The sequence below is a fragment of the Paracidovorax konjaci genome, from assembly GCF_900112675.1.
In the GTDB taxonomy this organism is placed as follows: Bacteria; Pseudomonadota; Gammaproteobacteria; order Burkholderiales; family Burkholderiaceae_C; genus Paracidovorax; species Paracidovorax konjaci.
Genome location: NZ_FOMQ01000003.1, coordinates 320,746 through 341,036 on the forward strand (window position 1 = coordinate 320,746; position 20,291 = coordinate 341,036).

At 68.8% G+C, this 20,291-nt stretch carries 21 protein-coding genes; 9 read left to right on the plus strand and 12 right to left on the minus strand.

The window, feature by feature from the left end:
- Positions 1–7: 7 nt before the first annotated feature.
- The gene (locus BM144_RS05915) at positions 8–586 is read left to right on the plus strand and encodes a TetR/AcrR family transcriptional regulator (RefSeq protein ID WP_092950367.1); all 579 of its coding nucleotides are present in this window, start codon (positions 8–10) and stop codon (positions 584–586) included.
- Between the two features lie 108 nt (positions 587–694).
- Here BM144_RS05915 and mdeB read toward each other — a convergent pair whose 3' ends face one another.
- Complete coding sequence (gene mdeB / locus BM144_RS05920) at positions 695–3,415, minus strand: alpha-ketoglutarate dehydrogenase (protein WP_092950368.1); 2,721 nt, start codon at positions 3,413–3,415, stop codon at positions 695–697.
- A gap of 104 nt (positions 3,416–3,519) precedes the next feature.
- Between mdeB and BM144_RS05925 the strand changes: the two genes are divergently transcribed.
- Complete coding sequence (locus BM144_RS05925; RefSeq protein ID WP_092950369.1) at positions 3,520–3,993, plus strand: Lrp/AsnC family transcriptional regulator; 474 nt, start codon at positions 3,520–3,522, stop codon at positions 3,991–3,993.
- 12 nt (positions 3,994–4,005) lie between these two features.
- On the opposite strand, the gene hmuQ is transcribed toward BM144_RS05925, so the two are convergent.
- The 9 genes from hmuQ to BM144_RS05970 all read right to left on the minus strand — a co-directional run bounded on the left by hmuQ (position 4,006) and on the right by BM144_RS05970 (position 10,765).
- On the minus strand, positions 4,006–4,314 hold the full coding sequence (hmuQ, locus tag BM144_RS05930) for a heme-degrading protein HmuQ (RefSeq protein WP_092950370.1): 309 nt from the start codon (positions 4,312–4,314) through the stop codon (positions 4,006–4,008).
- Positions 4,315–4,369: 55 nt separating this feature from the next.
- The gene (locus tag BM144_RS05935; RefSeq protein ID WP_092950371.1) at positions 4,370–5,347 is read right to left on the minus strand and encodes a DUF3014 domain-containing protein; all 978 of its coding nucleotides are present in this window, start codon (positions 5,345–5,347) and stop codon (positions 4,370–4,372) included.
- A 180-nt stretch (positions 5,348–5,527) separates the two neighbouring features.
- On the minus strand, positions 5,528–6,544 hold the full coding sequence (locus BM144_RS05940) for a YopJ family acetyltransferase (RefSeq protein ID WP_092950372.1): 1,017 nt from the start codon (positions 6,542–6,544) through the stop codon (positions 5,528–5,530).
- 219 nt (positions 6,545–6,763) lie between these two features.
- Positions 6,764–7,441, minus strand: coding sequence for an alpha/beta hydrolase (locus BM144_RS05945; RefSeq protein ID WP_092950373.1), 678 nt, complete (start codon positions 7,439–7,441; stop codon positions 6,764–6,766).
- A 69-nt stretch (positions 7,442–7,510) separates the two neighbouring features.
- Positions 7,511–8,377: a dioxygenase family protein gene (locus tag BM144_RS05950; RefSeq protein ID WP_092950374.1), complete on the minus strand. Its 867-nt coding sequence runs from the start codon at positions 8,375–8,377 to the stop codon at positions 7,511–7,513.
- 130 nt (positions 8,378–8,507) lie between these two features.
- Positions 8,508–8,915, minus strand: a complete 408-nt coding sequence (arfB, locus tag BM144_RS05955; protein ID WP_092950375.1) for an alternative ribosome rescue aminoacyl-tRNA hydrolase ArfB — start codon at positions 8,913–8,915, stop codon at positions 8,508–8,510.
- An 8-nt stretch (positions 8,916–8,923) separates the two neighbouring features.
- The gene (locus BM144_RS05960; protein ID WP_092950376.1) at positions 8,924–9,709 is read right to left on the minus strand and encodes an alpha/beta fold hydrolase; all 786 of its coding nucleotides are present in this window, start codon (positions 9,707–9,709) and stop codon (positions 8,924–8,926) included.
- A gap of 77 nt (positions 9,710–9,786) precedes the next feature.
- Complete coding sequence (gene aroQ, locus BM144_RS05965; protein ID WP_092950377.1) at positions 9,787–10,239, minus strand: type II 3-dehydroquinate dehydratase; 453 nt, start codon at positions 10,237–10,239, stop codon at positions 9,787–9,789.
- 160 nt (positions 10,240–10,399) lie between these two features.
- Complete coding sequence (locus BM144_RS05970; RefSeq protein ID WP_092950378.1) at positions 10,400–10,765, minus strand: hypothetical protein; 366 nt, start codon at positions 10,763–10,765, stop codon at positions 10,400–10,402.
- 180 nt (positions 10,766–10,945) lie between these two features.
- Here BM144_RS05970 and BM144_RS05975 point away from each other — a divergent pair, with 180 nt between their 5' ends.
- A complete protein-coding gene (locus tag BM144_RS05975) occupies positions 10,946–12,760 on the plus strand; it encodes a glutamine--tRNA ligase/YqeY domain fusion protein (protein ID WP_092950379.1) in 1,815 nt (604 codons plus the stop codon).
- A 72-nt stretch (positions 12,761–12,832) separates the two neighbouring features.
- Here the strand turns inward: BM144_RS05975 and BM144_RS05980 are convergent, their stop codons facing one another.
- Positions 12,833–13,456 carry an excalibur calcium-binding domain-containing protein gene (locus BM144_RS05980; RefSeq protein ID WP_217644320.1) on the minus strand — a complete coding sequence of 208 codons (624 nt, stop codon included), beginning with the start codon at positions 13,454–13,456 and terminating at the stop codon, positions 12,833–12,835.
- Between the two features lie 287 nt (positions 13,457–13,743).
- Between BM144_RS05980 and katG the strand changes: the two genes are divergently transcribed.
- The 6 genes from katG (at position 13,744) to BM144_RS22635 (ending at position 18,778) form a co-directional block, all read left to right on the plus strand.
- Positions 13,744–15,975, plus strand: coding sequence for a catalase/peroxidase HPI (gene katG, locus BM144_RS05985; RefSeq protein WP_092950381.1), 2,232 nt, complete (start codon positions 13,744–13,746; stop codon positions 15,973–15,975).
- Positions 15,976–16,085: 110 nt separating this feature from the next.
- Positions 16,086–16,409 carry a DUF2322 family protein gene (locus BM144_RS05990; protein ID WP_092950382.1) on the plus strand — a complete coding sequence of 108 codons (324 nt, stop codon included), beginning with the start codon at positions 16,086–16,088 and terminating at the stop codon, positions 16,407–16,409.
- A 193-nt stretch (positions 16,410–16,602) separates the two neighbouring features.
- Positions 16,603–17,499, plus strand: a complete 897-nt coding sequence (locus BM144_RS05995; RefSeq protein WP_217644321.1) for an alpha/beta hydrolase — start codon at positions 16,603–16,605, stop codon at positions 17,497–17,499.
- A 110-nt stretch (positions 17,500–17,609) separates the two neighbouring features.
- Entirely contained in the window at positions 17,610–18,074 is a 465-nt protein-coding gene (locus tag BM144_RS06000; protein WP_092950384.1) for an SRPBCC family protein, read from the plus strand.
- A 63-nt stretch (positions 18,075–18,137) separates the two neighbouring features.
- Positions 18,138–18,383, plus strand: a complete 246-nt coding sequence (locus tag BM144_RS22630) for a hypothetical protein (RefSeq protein ID WP_139225650.1) — start codon at positions 18,138–18,140, stop codon at positions 18,381–18,383.
- A gap of 128 nt (positions 18,384–18,511) precedes the next feature.
- Complete coding sequence (locus tag BM144_RS22635) at positions 18,512–18,778, plus strand: hypothetical protein (protein WP_139225651.1); 267 nt, start codon at positions 18,512–18,514, stop codon at positions 18,776–18,778.
- 124 nt (positions 18,779–18,902) lie between these two features.
- Here the strand turns inward: BM144_RS22635 and BM144_RS06010 are convergent, their stop codons facing one another.
- A complete protein-coding gene (locus BM144_RS06010) occupies positions 18,903–20,186 on the minus strand; it encodes a phospholipase D-like domain-containing protein (protein ID WP_175525961.1) in 1,284 nt (427 codons plus the stop codon).
- Between the last annotated feature and the right edge of the window lie 105 nt (positions 20,187–20,291).

The window sequence follows — 20,291 nt, forward strand, 5'->3', positions numbered from 1 at the left end:
TGCCGCCATGCCCCTTGCTCCCCTCACCGCCCCCGCCGCCACCCCTGATCTGCCAGCGCGCGAGCGCATCCTGTGGACGGCCTACGCCCTGTTCTACCGGGACGGCGTGCGCGCCACCGGCGTGGACCGGGTGATTGCCGAATCGGGGGTGACCAAGGTCACCTTCTACCGGCACTTTCCCAGCAAGAACGATCTGGTCGAGGCCTTCCTGGCCGAGCGCCATGCGCGCTGGATGGCGTGGTTCGATGCGGTGCTGCAGCGCCACGGCAATGGACCGCAGGCGCTGGTGCCGGCGCTGGCCGAGTGGCTGGGCGATGCGGACTTCCGCGGCTGCGCCTTCCTCAACACCACGGCGGAACTGGGCGCCACCGTGCCCGCGGTGGATGCGCACACCCGCCGGCACAAGCAGGACATGGCGGCGCGCATCGCCGCATTGCTGCCCCCCTCGGCGCAGCGGGAGGCGCATGCACAGGTTCTCGCACTGGCAGTGGACGGCGCCATCGTGCACGCCCAGTTCGATGGCGATCCGCAGGCCGCGCTGCAGGCGCTGGGGCACGCGGTGGCGCTGATCGATCAGGCCAGCTAAGCGCCCGCCACCCCAGCAGCGCAGCGCCTGGCGGCGCGCCGCCGCGACCCGGGCCGGGCAGGTCCCACGGCCAGGGCCATGGCACCAGAAGGGTTTTCGGCGGGCGGCCTAGGGGCGCTGCAGCAGGCTGCGGGCGGCGCGGGCCACGCTGTCCGCATCCACGCCGAAGTAGCCGCGCAGGGCGGCGCGCGTGTCGCTGCGGCCGAAACCATCGGTGCCCAGCGTGAGATAGCGGCGGCCTTCGGGCACGAAGGCACGCACGGTCTCCGGCACGGCGCGCACGTAATCGGTGGCGGCGATGACCGGGCCCCGCGTGCCCTGGAGCACCTGGGCGAGCCAAGGCGTGCCGGGCCGGGCATCGCCCTCCACCAGCCAGCGCTGCTCGCAGGCCACGCCGTCGCGCGCCAGCTCGCTCCAGCTCGTCACGCTGACCACAGTGGCATCGATGCCCTCGGCCGCCAGCAGTTGCGCGGCGCGCACCACCTCGGTCAGGATCGCGCCGGAGCCCAGCAGCGTGACGGCCGGGCGGCCTGCGCCATCCTGCACGCCACCTTGGGGTGTTTTTGCCTCCATGCCGCCGGATCCATTGGCTTGATAGCTATCAAAAACATAGCATCCACGCAACACCCCGGCCGCGGCGCCCTCGGGCAGGTCGGGCTGCGCGTAGTTCTCGTTCATGAGCGTGACGTAGTAGAAGACGTCGCGCTGCTCGACCAGCATCTCGCGCATGCCCGCGTCGAGGATCACGGCCAGCTCGCCGGCGTAGGCCGGGTCGTAGGCTTTGCAGTTGGGGATGGTGCCGGCCACGAGGTGGCTGGACCCGTCCTGGTGCTGCAGCCCCTCGCCGCCCAGCGTGGTGCGGCCCGAGGTGGCGCCCAGCAGGAAGCCCCGGGCGCGCTGGTCGGCGGCCGCCCAGATCGCGTCGCCCACGCGCTGGAAGCCGAACATCGAGTAGTAGATGTAGAACGGCAGCATCGCGAGGCCATGCACGCTGTAGCTGGTGGCGGCGGCCGTCCAGCTCGCGATGGCGCCGGCCTCGCTGATGCCCTCCTCCAGGATCTGGCCGTCCAGCGCCTCGCGGTAGGACAGCACGGAGCCGATGTCCTCCGGCGCGTAGCGCTGGCCCACGCTGGAATAGATGCCCACCTGCTTGAACAGGTTGGCCATGCCGAAGGTGCGCGCCTCGTCCGCCACGATGGGCACGATGCGCGGGCCCAGGGCGGCGTCCTTGAGCAGCGTGCCCAGCATGCGCACGAAGGCCATGGTGGTGCTCATCTCCTTGCCCGCGGCCTGCAGCGCGAACTGCGCGTACTGGCCCAGCGCGGGCACCGGCACGGCGTCGCAGGCGGTCTCGCGGCGCGGCAGCGCGCCGCCCAGTCCGGCGCGGCGCGCGCGCAGGTACTGCATCTCGGGGCTGCCTTCTGCCGGGCGGTAGAACGCCAGGCCCGTGGCCTGCGCATCGGTGAGCGGCAGGTTGAAGCGGTTGCGGAACTCGATCAGGTCGGCGTCGTCGAGCTTCTTCTGGCTGTGCGTGGTCATCTTGCCCTGCCCCGCCGCACCCATGCCGTAGCCCTTCTTGGTGTGGGCCAGGATCACCGTGGGCTGCCCGCGGTGCGCGGCCGCCGCGGCATAGGCCGCATGGATCTTCACCAGGTCGTGCCCGCCGCGCTTCAGGCGGTCGATCTGCTCGTCGGTGAGGCCCTGGGCCAGTGCGGCCAGTTCAGGGGTCTGGCCGAAGAAATGGTCGCGGTTGAAGCGGCCGTCCTTGGCGGCGAAGGTCTGCATCTGCCCGTCCACCGTGCCGCCCAGCGTGCGGGCCAGGGTGCCGGTGAGGTCGCGCGCGAAGAGGCCGTCCCAGTCGCTGCCCCAGAGCAGCTTGACCACGTTCCAGCCCGCGCCGGCAAAGAGCCGCTCCAGTTCGTCCACGATGCGGCCATTGCCGCGCACCGGGCCGTCCAGACGCTGCAGGTTGCAGTTGACCACCCACACGAGGTTGTCCAGCCCCTCGCGGGCCGCGAGCGTCAGCGCGCTCATGCTCTCGGGCTCGTCCATCTCGCCGTCGCCGAACACGCCCCAGACCTTGCGCTCCTGGCAGTCGAGCAGGTTGCGGTGGGTGAGGTAGCGCATGAAGCGCGCGTGGTAGATGCTGCTGATCGGCCCGATGCCCATCGAGCCGGTCGGGAACTGCCAGAAATCCGGCATGAGCCACGGGTGCGGGTAGCTGGAGAGCCCCTGCGCGCCCGCGGCCGGCGCCGTGATCTCCTGCCGGTAATGCTGCAGATCGTCTTCGGTCAGCCGGCCTTCCAGGAAGGCGCGCGCATACACGCCCGGCGCGCTGTGCGGCTGGAAGAACACCAGATCGCCCCGGTGCTGCCCCTCGCCCGTGCCCTCGCGCCCCCGGAAGAAATGGTTGAAGCCGGCCTCGAACAGGTCGGCGGCGCTGGCGTAGCTCGCGATGTGGCCGCCCAGCTCGCCATAGGCCTGGTTGGCGCGCACCACCATCGCCAGCGCATTCCAGCGCATCAGCGACGCGAGCCGCTCCTCAATGGCCAGGTCGCCCGGGAATGCCGGCTGCGCCTCCACCGCCACGGTGTTCACGTACGGGGTGTTCAGCGTGGGCTGCCAGCCCGTGCGCTGGCGGCGCGCGAGCCGCGCCAGTTCGTCCAGCACGTAGCGTGCTCGCTCCGGGCCCTGCGCGGCCAGCAGCGACAGGAAGGCATCGCGCCACTCGGCGGTTTCTTGCGGATCGGAATCGGCGGCAGCGGAAGCAGAAGCGAAATCGGCGGGCGCGCCGCCGGCCAGGGCATGCAGGGGGGTGGGAGCGTTCATCCTGGGCACTCTAGCGATGCGGGCGCGGCATGAGTGACTTTTACGCGTCCTGACAAACCCCGAATGGCGGCATTTCGTGCCGCGCTTTGCATAAACTGCGGCACATGAAGCTCGACACCACCGATCTGCGCATCCTGGCCGAACTGCAGGCCGATGGCTCGCTCTCCAATGTGGAGCTGGCACGGCGCGTGCACCTTTCGCCCTCGCCGTGCCTGGCACGCGTCAAGGCGCTGGAAGCGGCCGGCGTGATCGCGCGCTATGTGGCGCTCGCCAACGCGGCGGCCCTGGGGCTGGGGCTCAACGTGTTCATCAGCATCAGCCTGAAGTCGCAGGCCAAGCCCGCGCTCGCCGACTTCGAGCGGCGCATCGCCGAGCACGACGAGGTCATGGAGTGCTACCTCATGAGCGGCGATTCCGACTACCTGATCCGCGTGGCCGTGGCCGACATCGGCGCGCTGGAGCGCTTCATCCTGGAGCAGCTCACGCCCATCCCGGGCATCGAGAAGATCCGCTCCAGCTTCGCGCTCAAGCAGGTGCGCTACAAGACCGCCCTGCCCCTGCCTCTGGCCGCGGGATAGACCGGCGCCCGGCTACCAGGCCGCGTCGAACAGCTCCAGTTGCGGCGGGCCCAGGTACAGGTCGCGCTTCTGGCCCGCGTTGGCGTGCGCGGCCCGGAACGCATCGGAGCGCGTCCAGTCCTCGAAGTGCGCACGCGACGCCCAGACGGTGTGCGAGGCGAAGAGCGTGTGCTCGGCCGTCGTTTCACCGCGCAGCAGATGGAACGATTCGAAACCCGGCACCTGGGCGAGGTGGCTGTCGCGCTGGCGCCAGACCTCCACGAATTCGTCCTCGCGGCCCGGGGCGATGCGGAAGCGGTTCATGGCGATGAACAGAGGCATGGTCTTGAAAGGATAGGAAGAAAGGATGACGGGAAAGGAACCGGACCGTGCGGCATCACTGCGCCGCACTGGCGGACACGGCTGGTGCGGCGGCCGCCGCGCCCGGGCGCGCATCGCCCGAAGCCAGCCGGCGCCGCACATCGGCCAGCACGGCCTTCACGCGGCGGGCGTTCTCGGGCCCGATGCGCAGCAGCATCTTCTGGCCGCTGGAGAGCGCCTGCAGGTGCGGGTCGGCGAATTCATAGCGCACCCAGGGGCGCGTGGAGGGCACTTCGCCCTGCACCCGCGTGAGCTGCACGTCGAGCGGCCCCTGCACCTCAGGGGTCTGCAGCAGATGGCCCAGCACCGCCACCAGCCGATCGTTGAAATAGCCCTTGGGATAGCCCAGTTCCACGTAGGTCTGCTGGAACAGCGGGTAGAGCTGGCGGTAGAGCGCCACGGCCTGCTCGCGCGGCACGGCCTCGGCCAGCGCCACCAGGGCCCCGTAGCGCGCGGCGTTGGCCGGGGCCACCGTGGCGTGCAGGGGCGCGCCGTTCTCGGCCACCGCGCTGCCGGGCACGGCCTGCACCAGAAAGCGCTGTGGCGCGGGCTGCACGGGCCACAGCCCCGCCGGGGCCTGCGTGCGGGGCAGGTTGTCCACCGTCACCACGATGCGCCGCACGATCTCGTCCACGCGCAACAGCGCCGCCACGCGTTCGCCGCCCAGCCACTCCCCCAGGGAGCGGGCGATGGCGGCGTCGGCTTCGGCCGGCGTGGCCGGTGCGGCCGGGCCCTCGGGCGCCACGGGATGCTCCGGCCCCGAGGCCGCGGCCACGGGCGGCGGGACGGGGGCCGCGCCCTGCGCCCCGGACGCCACCGAGGCCGGCGGGATCGGCGCCGGCATCTGGGTGGGTGGCGGCAGCCAGCCCATCCACCAGGCCGCACCCGCCACCGCGATCGCGCCGGCCACCCCGGCCACCACCCACCGCAGCGCAGACGCCGGAGCGGGCCGGGAAGATGGGGGGCGGAAATCCTGCGGATCGGTTTCGGGCATGCGGGGGACTTTCAGAAGCGAGGATTGGGCATGCCAGTCCTCCCGCCTGCGACGGAAGCCCGACAAGCTTCGGGCGCCATTGTGATGTCCGTTCAGACATGGGGCCGTAAAAGCATGTGACGGCGAGACGAAAGATCACGGCGCGCAAGCCAATACAGAAACGCGCGCCTGCCGCCCCCGTCAGGGCATCTCTTTGGCCAGCGTTTCGAGCGTCTTCTTCAGGTAATCGTGCCGCTTGTAGTCAATGGATGCGCTGGTCATTTTCTCCCCCCGCTCCGTGATGCGCCGGTCGGTGAATCGCTCCTTGCGTGCCCCAAGGGTCTCCGGACTTCCATCAGGTCCATGGCCGACCACGGCATCGGCCAGCTCCGGCCGGACCTCCAGCGTCCGCGTCAACGAGTGGGCGTGTTTGAAGAATGCGGGGGGCAGAAACTTCTGCCCATCGAGAATCGCGACCCCACTGGGCAAACGGTCGCTCTGCACATTCTCTGCAAGCTGCAAATCCTGAGCCAGCCGTTCGTGCCACTGATCCAGCAAACCGGATTCCTTGTGCATGTGCGAAGCGAAGGTCAACCCGAACATCACGCAATCGGCACCCGACTTCTGGGCTTCGGCATCAATGATGAAAACCCGGGCGTGCTCCATTCCCGGAGAACTTCTCAGCAGATCGACAAAATTCGCATAGCTGTCGATGTTGGTACCAGCGCCCATGGTCGCGGGCTCCACCGCGATGACGGTCGGCGGATGCCCCGGATGCATGCGCACATCCACGACGGCGTGGTGTACCCCACCGGGTCGATGGTCGACTCGAAAAACCGAGCGAAACCGATGGCTCCGGTTCGGGTCCATCGCATGCATGGCCTCGACCAGTGACTCGGCACTGGCGTGGTATGACAACGCAAGTCCCGGCTTTCGCACATTTTGTGCATGGACAATGGACTGGACGTTGGAAAGATCGCTCTGCAAGGTCGGGAGGTCGGGCTGCCGATGGGCGTTGATGTCCGCACGCACCTTTTGTATTTCGGCGTCGAGCGCCACTGTTTTCTCCGACTTGGCGCGCGTTCTTGGCGATATGCCTGGACTGGACAGCGCTGGCAAGGAGCCCGAGGGGCCTCGAATCTCCACATCCTGTGCAGCCGGCGCGGCTACCGGCAATTGGATGGAAATCTTGAAGCCTGGATGATTGATCTTGCGCATCGCGGGTTGTGCCCTGCCGGCATCAGTAAGTCGATGCGAAGATATTCGGACGCCAGCCGCCCTGGCGGCCCGCCCTGCGCGAATACCTATCCATCACGGCGAAGCGCAGCCCATGGCCTCACGCACTCGCGTCCGTGCATCCTGCACGTGGGGCCCCAGTCCGAAAACCCTCTATCCCAGCCACCGCCACAGGCCAATTACTCCATGGAACCGCTTCTTTCACTCCCGGGCCACGGCCTCCGGCAGGTCCAGCGCGGCCAGCCACTCCATCGCGTCGTGCAGCTCGTTGGGCCGGATCTCGTGCATGCCCGGGTACTCGCGGTAGGTCAGCGCCAGCGGCAGGCCACGCGCATGGTCGCGGATCGCGCGGGCACTGGCCAGGGGAATCACGTTGTCCTGCTCGCCATGGCTGACCCATAGGGCCTTGCCCGACAGCGCAGCGGGCGCCACGGCATGCGGCAGCACCTGGGGCAGCAGGCGGCTGTGCCAGACCATCGCGCCCCGCAGCAGGTCGGGCCGGGTCAGCAGCAGCGAAAGCGCCATGATCCCGCCCTGGCTGAACCCGCCCACGATCACGCGATCGGGGGGCACGCCCAACTGCGCGGCCGCGGTTTCCACGGTGCGCGCCAGCAGGCTGCGGCTGGCGATTTCCTGGGCCTCGTGGATGGTGCGGCTGCCGTCGGGCTCCACCGAGAACTCGAACCAGGTGTTGGCCCCGGGCCCCATCGGATACGGGGCCCGCAGGCTCACCACGTGGAAGGAGGCTGGCACATAGGGTGCCAGCGCGAAGAGGTCTTTTTCATGGCTTCCCACACCATGCATGAGCACGAGCAGCCAGGGTTGCTGCGTTTCGGGAGCGGCGGGGCGGTTCAGGAATGTGAGCGGCAGATCGAGCATGGAAGGCGTCCGGAGGGCGGCTGGCGAAGTGGATCGACCCGGTTGGAGCACCGTCCGGGGTCGGGAGTTTCATGCATCTGCCTGCAGCGCGAAGGCATCCATGGCCAGCGACCCATGCATGACCTCGCGGCTCAGGTAGTGCGGCACGCGGTCTTCGCCTGCAGCGCCCAGCGCGAAGAAGAGCGGCAGGAAATGGTCGTCGCCCGGGTGCGCCCGGACGGCATGCGGGGCCTGGCTGCGGTAGTCCAGCAGGGCCTCCGTGTCGCCCCGTTGGAGCGCGGCCTCGACCCAGCGGCAGAAGTCGTCCACATAGCCAAGCGACCGGGCGGCGGCCGTGCCACCGAAGAATTCGGACAGGTTGTGCGTCATGCTGCCCGAGCCCATGACCAGCACGCCGCGGTCGCGCAGGCCGCGCACTGCGGTGCCCATGGCATGCACCTCGCGCGGGCCGGCGCCTGCGGGCAGCGCGACCTGGACCACGGGCAGATCGGCCTCGGGGAACAGGTGCCGCAGCGGCACCCATGCGCCATGGTCGAAAGGCCGCTGCGCATCGGCCTCGGCCGCGATGCCGGCCGACCGCAGCAAGCCCAGAACGTCGGCAGCCAGGTCCGGCGCCCCGGGCGCGGGGTACTGCAACGCATAGAGCGGCGGCGGGAATCCGCCGAAATCGTGCCAGGTGGACGGCTGCGCACCGGTCATCACGGCCGCGCCGCGGGCAGTCCAGTGCGGCGACATCACCACCACCCCGCGCAGGCCGGGAAAGCGCTGCCGCAACGCCTGCGCCCAGGCATGCAGCGCCGGGCCGGTAGTGCCGGGCTCCAGCGCGAACAGCGGAGCACCGTGCGATACGAAGAGTGCCGGCACCCGCCCCTGCGGTGAAATCGGGATAGAAGGCGCAGCGGCCTGCGGCGACAAAGGCACGGAAGAAGAAAGCATGGCAGAGCGGTCCAGGAATGCCGCAACGGAAGGGTTGCCCCGAGGATATGGGTGCGCATGGCCGCGTTCCCAAGGGGCGCGTGCCCGAGACACATCGTTGCGCCATGCGCACCCACGGCGCCGCGGCAGTTCAGTCCTGCACCCGGCCGCGCAACGCCTTGGTGCCGGAACGCTCGCGCTTGTCCTGCAGCCGGCGCTGGCGGGCGCCGTACGACGGCTTGGTGGCCCGGCGAGCGCGCGGGGGCTGGGCCACGCGCGCCACCAGCGCCTCCAGCCGCTGCAGGGCGTCGAGCCGGTTGGCCTCCTGCGTGCGGTACTGCTGCGCCTTGATGACCACCACGCCTGCCTGGGTGATGCGGGCATCGCTCAGCGCGAGGAGCCGCTCCTTGAGGTCCTCCGGCAGCGACGAGGCGGGGATGTCGAAGCGCAACTGCACGGCCGTGGAGACCTTGTTCACGTTCTGGCCCCCGGGGCCCTGCGCGCGCACGGCGGTGATCACCACCTCGCGTTCATCCACCCGGGGCGATGCGGCCGCCATGGCGCGGATCAGGCCCCGGCCGCCAGCGCCGCGGCCAGCGCATCGGCGAATGCGGCGGGCTGCTCGAACTGCACCCAGTGCCCCGCGTCCGGCACGAGCGAGAGCCCGCGGAAATCGGCCGCCGCGGCGCGGTAGGCGCCTTCGAGCGCAGGCAAAAAACCCTTGTAGAGCGCGTCGCGCTCGCCATAGATCGCCTGCACCGGGCAGCGCACGGCAGGAAGGGCACCGGCCAGGGCGTCGGTATGCGCCAGCCGCCGGCGTGGCATGCGGTCACGAACCACGTTGGCGCAGTGCACCTGCAGCGCCAACCCTTCGATCAGCGCCGCGTCGTGCAGCATCAATTCGGCCAGGTTGTGGCGGTGCACCGCCGCCTGGGCATGTTCGGGCAAATGGCGCCAGGCCTTGAGCGTGAACTGCCGTTGCGGCACCACGCCCATCGCGGGGGCACCGACCAATACCAGTTGCCGGGCCAGCGCCGGCTCGGCCGCGAGCAGCAGCCCAGCAGCCAGCCCGCCGAAAGAAAAACCCACCAGATCGCAGGGCGTGCCGTCCCAGAGCGCCCGCATGCCCTCGGCCAGCGGCGCCACCAGCGCATCCGCGTCGGAGCCGTTGGTGGGCACCGCGGAATCGCCGAAACCCGGCAGATCGGGCACCCACACCGTGCGCCCCCAGGACAGCAGCGTGTCGATGTTGCGCACCCAATGCGTCCAACTGCCGCTGCCGCCGTGCAGCAGCACCAGCGGCGGCAGGACGCCGGCAGGCGAAACGGGGGCCCTCCAGGCGCGCCATACCATGGAGCCTGCGCCGCAGGGCGTGGCGTGGACCTCCGCCCGCGCAGCGAGGCGAACGACCTCTTCAGGAAGCCCGGCCGTCACCAGTCCGCCACCGCGTCGATGGCCAGCGCGTAGCCGCGCACGCCGAAGCCGCACATCACGGCCCGCGCCGCGGCGGCCAGATAGGAATGGTGGCGGAAACTTTCCCGCGCGTGCACATTGCTGATGTGCAGCTCGACCAGCGGCACGCCCGTGCCCTTCACGGCATCGAGCAATGCCACGCTCGTGTGGGTATAGGCGCCGGCATTCAGCACCACGCCGGCAAGCTCCCCGGCCGCATGCAAGCGGCCTGCCTCGTGGATCCAGTCGACCAGTTGGCCCTCATGGTTGCTCTGCCGGAACTGCAGCGCCAGTCCGTGCCGCGCGCAGGCCTGGGCGCACAGTTGCTCCACGTCGGACAGCGTCTGCGCCCCATAGACGGCCGGCTCGCGCGTGCCGAGCAGGTTCAGGTTGGGGCCATTGAGAACGAAAACGGTACGGGTGGGGGTCACGGGGGCGGTACTCCAGATCCAGCGCCTGCCGCATCCGGCCCTGGCTGCTGCGCGAAACGCGCGATTATGCGGCGCCCCCAATGAAAAAGGCCCCTGCAAGGGGCCTTTGCCGATGGAAACCGGCGCCGGGAACCGGGCCTCCGGGGGCCCGGCGCCCACCTCAGCGCCAGTGTCCCCGGCCACCGCCGTGCCAGTGCGGCCGGCCGTAGTACCCGTAGCCACCGCCATACACCACCGGAGGCGGCGGTGCGTAATAAACGGGACGGGGAGGCACATAGGCCACGGGCGGGGGCGCGTAGTAGACCGGAGCGGGCGGCGAGTAATACACGGGCGGCGGCGCCACATAGGCCGGCGGCGGGCCGTAGACGACGCCAGGGCCGCCACCCACGCCGAGCACCACGCCCGGCGAATTGATGCCGACGGACCAGAACACATCGCGCGCCTGCGCGGCACCCGATGCGGCCAGCAATGCCAGCCCCATCCCGGCCGTGGCCGCAATGGCTGCGAGGGAACGGTTTTTGGTCATGGAAATCTCCTTGGAAGTTGGGCCCCTACCGCGCAGGGAGGGCGGAAAACGCGGCCCGGTGCGCTACTAACGCAGCACATGGCCGAAAGGATGGCACAAACCACCCACTATCTTGTTTCCGGACGTTGCATCCATTGTTGCAGGGAGTTACGGCCGGGGCCCGCCGCCTAGAATCGCGGGATGAGTTCGCACGCCCCCTCCCCCACACCGCCAGAAGCCGCCAAGCCCAGCAATTTCCTGCGCCAGATCATCGAAACCGACCTGGCCCAGGGCACGCACGCCCAGGCCCGCTGGGCCGGCACCCCGGGCGATGCCGCCCACCACGCCGCCGGCCAGCCCGACCCGGCGAAGATCCGCACCCGCTTCCCGCCCGAGCCCAACGGCTACCTGCACATCGGCCACGCCAAGAGCATCTGCCTGAACTTCGGCCTGGCGCGCGACTACGGCGGCGTGTGCCACCTGCGCTTCGACGACACCAACCCCGAGAAGGAAGACCAGGAATACGTCGACAGCATCATCGACGCCGTGCGCTGGCTCGGCTTCGACTGGGCGCAGATCGGCCAGACGCCCGGCAGCGCCGCGCCTTACCAGGCGAGCGACTATTTCGACTTCATGTACCGCGCGGCCGAATACCTCGTCGAAACCGGCCATGCCTATGTGGACGAGCAGACGCCCGAGGAAATGCGCGCCAACCGCGGCGACTTCGGCAAACCCGGCATCGACAGCCCCTACCGCAGCCGCACGCCCGCCGAGAACCTTGCGCGCCTGCGCGAGATGAAGGCCGGCCAGTTGCCCGACGGCGCCGCCGTGCTGCGCGCGAAGATCGACATGGCCTCGCCCAACATCAACCTGCGCGACCCGGCCATCTACCGCATCAAGCACGCCGAGCACCACAACACCGGCCACCAGTGGTGCATCTACCCCATGTACACCTTCGCGCACCCCATCGAGGACGCGCTGGAACGCATCACCCACAGCATCTGCACGCTGGAATTCGAAGACCAGCGGCCTTTCTACGACTGGCTGATGGACCGGCTCGCCGAGGGCGGCCTGATCGCCACGCCCCAGCCGCGGCAGTACGAATTTGCGCGGCTCAACCTCACGTACGTGGTCACCAGCAAGCGCAAGCTCAAGCACCTGGTGGACAGCGGCACCGTGGGCGGCTGGGACGACCCCCGCATGCCCACCATCGTCGGCCTGCGCCGCCGGGGCTACACGCCCGAGGCCCTGCAGCTCTTCTGCGAACGCATCGGCGTGACCAAGGACTATTCGTGGATCGACTACGGCACGCTCGAGGGCTGCCTGCGCGAAGACCTGGAAAACAAGGCGCACCGCGGCATGGCCGTGCTCGACCCCGTCAAGCTCGTGCTGACCAACTGGGACGAGGTCTTCGGCGCCGGCCACCTGGAGCCCTGCCAGTTGCCGGCCCTGCCCCATCCGCCCGAAGGCTCCGAGGCGCCCGTGCGCCACTTCACCCTGGGCAGGGAAGTGTGGATCGAGCGCGAAGACTTCGAGGAAACCCCGCCCAAGGGCTACAAGCGCCTCTTCCCCGGCAACAAGGTGCGCCTGAAGGGCGGCTACGTGATCGAATGCACCGGTTGCGAGAAAGATGCCGAAGGCAAGGTCACGCAGGTGCAGGCCACCGTGGTGCCCGACACCAAGAGCGGCACGTCCGGCGCCGACAGCGTGAAGGTGAAGGCCGCCATCACCTGGGTGGGCGTGGCCGATGGCGTGGAAGCCGAAGTGCGGCTGTATGACCGGCTGTTCACCGACGCGCAACCCGATGCCGGGGGCAAGGACTACCTCGCACTGCTGAACGCGGACAGCCTGAAGGTGGTGAAGGCCTATGTCGAGCCATCACTGGCGCAGGCGAAGCCGGACGAGAAGTTTCAGTTCGAGCGGTTCGGGTACTTCGTGGCGGACCGCAAGGACCATGCAGCGGGCAAGCCGGTGTTCAACCGGGTGACCGGGCTGAAGGATTCCTGGGGGAAGTGACGGCTTCGGCCACCGGAAAACCCGGCGCCCTGGAAGAGCCATCGGCTTTTCCAGGGGGAAATTTCCTGGGGGTCATTTCGACCCGACACACCACTGCTGCTCGCAAGGCACCCCATCCCCGTTCCCGTCCATCTGCGTGCCCGGGCAGTTCTTCAGAAACAGCTTTGCCTCGCGGCATGAAGTCATCTGCGAGCAGTACTTGCGCCCATCGCAGCGAAAGCCTGCCGGCATCGTCTCTTTGGCAACGTCGGTAGAGGCCAGGGGTGCAGGCAGTGATGCCCCCTGTTCCACCGCCGTTCGCATGGCGGGGGAGTACCCCATCCAGGCGAGCACGCCCACGATGCACAGGACGGCGACGGCGGAATAGAACCTGCCGGGACGGCTAGCCGCGCCATCGGAATCGCGGCGGTGCCGCTCAGCGCCTTCCGACGTGCGCTGGATCGGCGCATGGAAGGGGTGGACGGATGCGCCACCGGCCACTTCGCCCCTGCGCAGCACGCGCACGGCGCGCCGGCGGCCCTCGCGGTCGGGCTCCACTTCGAAGGTCAGGGGCTCTCCCACCGAAGGGACGATATCGCGCCGCTGAAAGGCCGAGATGTGCACGAACAACTCGGCCCCGCTGTCGTCGGCCACGACGAAGCCGAAGCCGCGCTCGGCATTCCAGTTCTTCAGCCGCCCTCCGAAGCGGTGCTCCATGCGCTGTCCCTCCCTGTGCGCGCTTTTGCCTGGTGATTCAGGCGGCGGCGCTGTACCGCGCCTGCTGCCCATCCGTGCAGTATGGCATCGCTTTGCAGGCGTCCCTCCCGCTTCGTCCGGATCGCTCTGGCCAGGCTCAGCATCAAACACGACCGCACGGGATAGCACTCCTTGATTGCAGAAATTAGCTTTCTTCAATGGAAAAATGAATTTGATAGACCTATCCTTCTCATCCGTGGCCGTCTGATCCACATACGACCGACACAGAAGCAAAAAAGGAGTGACCCATGAGCAGTGAATCCAAGTGCCCGTTCTCCGGCGCGCAGACCTCTTCCGCCGCCAAGCCGCGCATTCCGGCCCGGGGCCGCACCAACCGAGACTGGTGGCCCAACCAGTTGAATCTGGGCATCCTGCACCAGCACGCTCCCGCGTCCAACCCGATGGATGCCGGCTTCGATTACGCCGAAGAATTCAAGAAGCTCGACTACGCCGCGCTCAAGTCCGATCTCACGGCGCTGATGACCGATTCGCAGGACTGGTGGCCTGCCGACTGGGGCCACTATGGCGGCCTCTTCATCCGCATGGCCTGGCACAGCGCCGGCACCTACCGCACGGCCGACGGCCGGGGGGGCGGCGGCACGGGCAACCAGCGCTTCGCGCCGCTCAACAGCTGGCCCGACAACGGCAACCTGGACAAGGCGCGCCGCCTGCTCTGGCCCATCAAGCAGAAGTACGGCAACCAGATCTCCTGGGCCGACCTGATGATCCTGGCGGGCAACGTGGCGCTGGAATCCATGGGCTTCAAGACCTTCGGCTTCGCCGGTGGCCGTGCCGACATCTGGCAGCCCGAAGAAGACGTGTACTGGGGCGCCGAAGAACAGTGGCTGGCGACGAGCGACAAGGCCAACAGCCGCTACTCCGGCGAGCGGCAGCTCGACAACCCGCTGGCCGCCGTGCAGATGGGCCTGATCTACGTGAACCCCGAGGGCCCGGACGGCAACCCCGACCCGATCGCCTCGGGCCGCGATGTGCGCGAGACCTTCGCCCGCATGGCGATGAACGACGAGGAAACCGTGGCGCTCGTGGCCGGCGGCCATACGTTCGGCAAGGCGCACGGCGCAGGCGACCCCACGCTCGTGGGCGTGGAGCCCGAAGGCGCGGACATCGCCGAGCAGGGCCTGGGCTGGACCAACAGGTTCGAATCCGGCTTCGGCGTGCACACAACGACCAGCGGCATCGAAGGCGCCTGGAAGCCCAATCCCACGACCTGGGACAACGGCTATTTCGACATGCTCTTCGGCTACGACTGGGAGCTGACCAAGAGCCCCGCCGGAGCCCACCAGTGGGTGGCCAAGGACGTGCGCCCCGAGCACATGATTCCCGACGCCCACGACCCGTCCAAAAAGCATGCGCCGATGATGACCACGGCCGACCTGTCGCTGCGCTTCGACCCGGTCTACGAAAAGATCTCGCGCCGCTTCCACCAGGACCCGCAGGCGTTCGCCGATGCGTTCGCCCGTGCCTGGTTCAAGCTCACGCACCGCGACATGGGCCCCAAGCCGCTCTATCTGGGCCCCGAAGTCCCCGCCGAAGAACTGGTCTGGCAAGACCCGCTGCCCGCAGCGGACGGCGCTCCCATCGACGCGAAGGACATCGCCGACCTGAAGGCGCGCGTGCTGGCCTCCGGCCTGACGGTGGCGGAACTCGTGTCCACGGCATGGGCATCGGCCTCCACGTTCCGCGGTTCGGACAAGCGCGGAGGGGCCAACGGCGCACGCATCCGCCTCGCGCCGCAGAAGGATTGGGAAGTGAACCAGCCCGCCCAGCTCGCCCGGGTGCTCTCGGTGCTCGAAGGCATCCAGGGCGCGTTCAATGCGGCGCAGGCGGGCGGCAGGAAGGTGTCGCTGGCCGACCTGATCGTGCTGGGTGGCTGCGCCGCCGTGGAAGCGGCCGCGAAGGCGGCAGGCCATGCGATCGAGGTGCCTTTCACGCCCGGCCGCACCGATGCGTCGCAGGCCCAGACCGATGTGGAATCCTTTGCAGCCATGGAGCCCCAGGCCGACGGCTTCCGCAACTACCAGAAGAAGACCTATGCCATTCCGGCCGAGGCGCTACTGGTGGACCGTGCGCAGTTGCTCACGCTGAGCGCACCGGAACTCACGGTGCTGGTGGGCGGGCTGCGGGTGCTGGGCGCCCATGGGGAGGGCTCGCACCACGGCGTGTTCACGAAGCGCCCCGGGCAGCTCACCAATGACTTCTTCGTGCACCTGCTCAGCATGCGCACCGCATGGCGCCCCGCCTCGGAAGCGAACGACCTCTACGAAGGCCGCGACCGCCAGAGCGGCGAGGTGAAATGGACGGCCACGCGCGCCGACCTGGTCTTCGGCTCCAACTCGCAACTGCGGGCGCTGGCCGAGGTGTATGCGCAGAACGGTGCCGAATCCAAGTTCGTGCGTGACTTCGCCGCCGCATGGGCCAAGGTGATGGACCTGGACCGTTTCGATCTGAAGAAGCGATGACGCGCGGTTTGCGATAAGGTCGCGCCTTCGCGTTGCGGGGCCCGCGCCGGAAGGTGCGGGCCCCGCTGTGTTTGGCCACCGTTAACCCATTTCCTTTCTTTTTTTCTCCCATGAAATTCTCCGAACGCCTCCAGCAACTGCCCTCCGTCGCCCACATCGCATCGCTGCGCATGCTCGATGGCCAGGGCCAGCCGATCGCCACGCTGGAAAACAAGCCCGGCCAGGCCGGCTCGCTGGCCGTGTACCACGCGCTGGCCGCGCTGTATGGCGGCTCCATCCCGCCGGCAGGTGCCCGCCTGGGGCTGGAGTGGTATGCCGAGCACACCGCCGATGCGCAGGCGCACCCCGGCAAGCACCCGAACATCGACCGCCTGACAGCGTGGGCCGAGGGCGATGCCAGCTACCGGGTGGAGTGGACGGCGAACGCCGGCTGACCCGGGAGCCCCCTCGCGCCTCCGGAGCCGCCAGCCGGCGAACCCGGTGCGCGCTGGCCGCACGGCACGGCGGCGCGGCCTCCGACGGCAACACGCCTTCGGCCCTTCGACAATCCACAGCGCTGGCGCCCCACCGCGCCGCTCCGGCCAGCAGCCGCTCCGGACCACCTTCTCCCGACACCCAAGGCGCGACATGACAGCTTCCCGAAACCCCTGGATGCGAGCGGCACTGCGGGCCGCGGGCGCGCTGGCCCTGGTGGCCACGATGGCTGGCTGCTCGGGCGTGGGCACGCTGAATGCGCTCACCGCGCAGGGCACGCACACGGTCGAAGCCGCCGTGGCCTACGGGCCGCTGCCGCGCCAGCGCCTGGATGTGTACCGCCCGCGCGTCGCCGCACCGGCCGGGGGCTGGCCGGTGGTGGTTTTCTTCTATGGGGGCTCGTGGAACAGCGGCGAGCGCGCCGACTACCGGTTCGTCGGCGAGGCGCTCGCGGCGCGCGGCGTGCTCACGCTGGTGGCCGACTACCGGCTCTACCCCGAAGTGCGCTACCCGGATTTCCTGGTGGACAGCGCCCTCGCCGTGGCCTACGGCCTGGACCATGCGGCGCGGCTGGGAGGCGACCCGAAGCGCGTGTTTGCGATGGGCCACAGCGCGGGCGGCTACAACGCGGCCATGGTGGCGCTGGATGGGCGCTGGCTGCAGGCCGCCGGCCACACGCCGCGCGAGCTGGCCGGGTGGATCGGCCTGGCGGGGCCGTACGATTTCTTCCCCACCGACAACCCCGATGCGCAGCCGGTGTTCTTCCACCCCGACTATCCGCCGAACGCCCAGCCCATCGGTTTCGCGCACCCGCAGGCGCCGCGCAGCTTCCTGGGCGCCCCCCTCAAGGACCGGCTGGTGAGCCCCGAGCGCAGCACGCGGCAGCTGGCGGGCCGGCTGGAGGCGGCCGGCGTGCCCGTCACCCTGAAGATGTACGACCGCGTGAACCACGCCACACTGATCGGTGCCTTCGCCTGGCCGCTGCGCTGGCTGGCCCCAGTGCTGGACGACGTGGTGGGCTTCATCGGCGCGGCCCCACCGGCGCCGTGAAACGGGGCACGGCGGCCCCTGGCATCAACCCTCTTGAATCGCGGCAGCAGGCCAGTTAGGGTGCCGGTTCCCGGGATCCAACCCCGCCGCCGCCCCAAGGAGAACTGCCCATGAGCGCCCCCACCCCAGACCCCACCGGCACCGTCAGGCTGCACCGCGTGCTGCGTGCACCGGCCGACCGCATCTACCGCGCCTTCCTCGATCCCGACGCCATGGCCAAGTGGCTTCCCCCGCACGGTTTCACCGGCAAGGTGCTGGAGATCGATGCCCGCGTGGGCGGGCGCTACCGCATGCAGTTCACGCACTTCGGCAACGGGCAGGTGCATGCCTTCGGCGGTGAATACCTCGAACTGGTGCCGGGCGAACGCATCGTGCACACGGACCGCTTCGACGCGACCGGCCTGCCCGGCGAGATGCGCACCACCATCCAGCTCAAGGCGGTGCCCGTGGGCACCGATCTGTCGGTGGTGCAGGAAGGCATTCCCGCCATGATCCCCACCGAGGCCTGCTACCTCGGATGGCAGGAGTCTCTGCAGTTGCTGGCCTTGTTGGTCGAGGCAGAGATCCCGGGCTGACGGCGACTGGCGGCGCGGGCGGCGCGTTCCCGCCGGGTGCAGCCACGCAGGAGGTGCGGGAGCATGGGCATTCAGCACGCTGCTTTCCGGACCGGGTGGGACAGAATGTCCAGCGCTTCCCGCCCATCGGCTTGCTACGATCGCGACAAACAGTGTCAATCAGCCGCCAGGAAATACTCCAAGATGGATTGGGTCCCGATAGTCTTCATCGTGTTCAAGGTTCTCGTGTTCGGCACGGGCATGTTTTTCGCCATCAAGTGGCATTACGACCAGGATAAGAAGAAGAAAAAAGAAGCCGCCGAACAGTAGGCGCCCGCCGGACACGCGACCGATCGCACGCACGCCGCGCGGTCGCACTCCGAGGCGCTGCTCGAGCGCCAGCCGGCAGGTCTGATGGCAAGGGTGCTACCCGTCTCTTTCACATCGCAGCCAGCCGCATGAAAAACTGGAAACTCCATGACGCCGATGTGTACGTATCGAATGTCGGCGGTTACTCGAAATCGCATGGGCATCCCTCAAAAACCAAACGCTGCGTGGAAGTGAAACTGGTCCACATCCCCACGGGGATCAGCGTTGCCCAGTCATCGCCGATGGAATCGATGTCACGGCCTGCCGCGGCAAAAATCAGAGAGCAGCTTCGCGCGGAGCTGTGGCCCAAGCTGGAGGAACTCGTCGCAAAACACCTGCGCATCCCCGGTCGCTGATCCGTCCGCCAGATGGGCGTGACCGCTGCCGGCCCCCTGCCCCTTCTCTATCCAGGCAACGCCATGGCGGGCTCCTCTACTGGGTCAGCCCGCCATTCCTGCCGGCCCACCGTCGCCCGTTTCTTCAGAGCTGCGACCCGATCAGTCCCGTCACCTTCTCGTGCAGCTTTTCCGTCCAGGGCCGGTTCAGCCAGTCCTGGTGGGTCACGCGGCGCGAGCGCTGGATGTCCTGCTCGAACACTTCGGTCTGGCGGCGTGCGAACGCTTCGTCGTACACGTTGAGGTTGGCCTCGTCGTTCAGCCGGAACGAGCGGTTGTCGAAGTTGGTGGAGCCCACCGACACCATGCGCTGGTCCACGATCATCACCTTGCAGTGGTACATGGTGGGCCCGTATTCGTAGATCTCGGCGCCGGCCGCAAGCAGCGGCCCCCAGGTGCCGCGCGAGGCGGCCTTCACCGTTTCGGTGTCGGTGTGCTCGCCGGGGGTGACGATGCGCACGCGCACGCCGCGCTGCAGCGCATCCATCAGGAGCCTCAAGGTCAGGTCGTCGGGCACGAAGTACGCGGCCGAGAGGTCCACGCTGCGCTCGGACGCGGTGATGGCCATGTGGTACATGAGCTGCATGCTCTCGCTGCCGCTCGACGGCGAGCTGGAGAACATCTGCGCGCGGTGCGGGCCCACGGGCTCCAGGGCCGGAAAGTACGCGTCGCCGTGCAGCACCTGGCCGGTCACCTTGAGCCAGTTGTCGAGGAAGGTGGCCTGCATGTGCGCCACCGCAGGGCCGCGCACCATGTAGTGCGAATCACGCCAGTGCTGCGGGTCCTGGGCGTCGCCGGTCCACTCCGGCGCGATGCCCACGCCGCCCGTGAAGCCCACCACGCCGTCGGCGATGAGCAGCTTGCGGTGCGTGCGGTTGTTCAGGCGCGCGAGGTTGTACCAGTGCGGTTTGTGGAATTTCTCGATCTCCACCCCCGCTGCCTTCATCTCGTCCAGGTAGCTGTCTTCCATCTTCGAGCTGCCCACCCAGTCGAGCAGCACGTGCACCTTCACCCCGGCGCGGGCGCGCTCGCTGAGCGCATCGGCGAACTGCTTGCCGATGTCGCCCGACCAGTAGATGTAGGTCTCGAAGGTGACGGTCTTCTTTGCCGCGCGGATGGCCGCCAGCATGGGCGGGAAGATGCGGTCGCCGTTCTGCAGGTCGGTCACCTCGTTGCCGCCCAGCACGCCGGGGCCGAGCAGGTTGCCCATGGCGCGGTCGAACTGCGGGCTGGCGGTGGTGTAGAGGCGCGGGAGCTGTTGCTGGACCTGCTTTTCCCCAGCCGTGAAATTGAGCACCAGCAGCGCGGCGGCAGCGGTCGCGAGGAAGGTGAGCAGCGCTACGCGCAGCATGCGGCCATGTTTTTGCATGGCGGCGATTGTCGAAGGCGGCCCCTGCAGGGGCTGTAGGCGGACGCCTCCAGCCGCCTACACTGGCGGCGGCGCGGGCTGCCCAGCTCCGAGGGCCACCTCTCC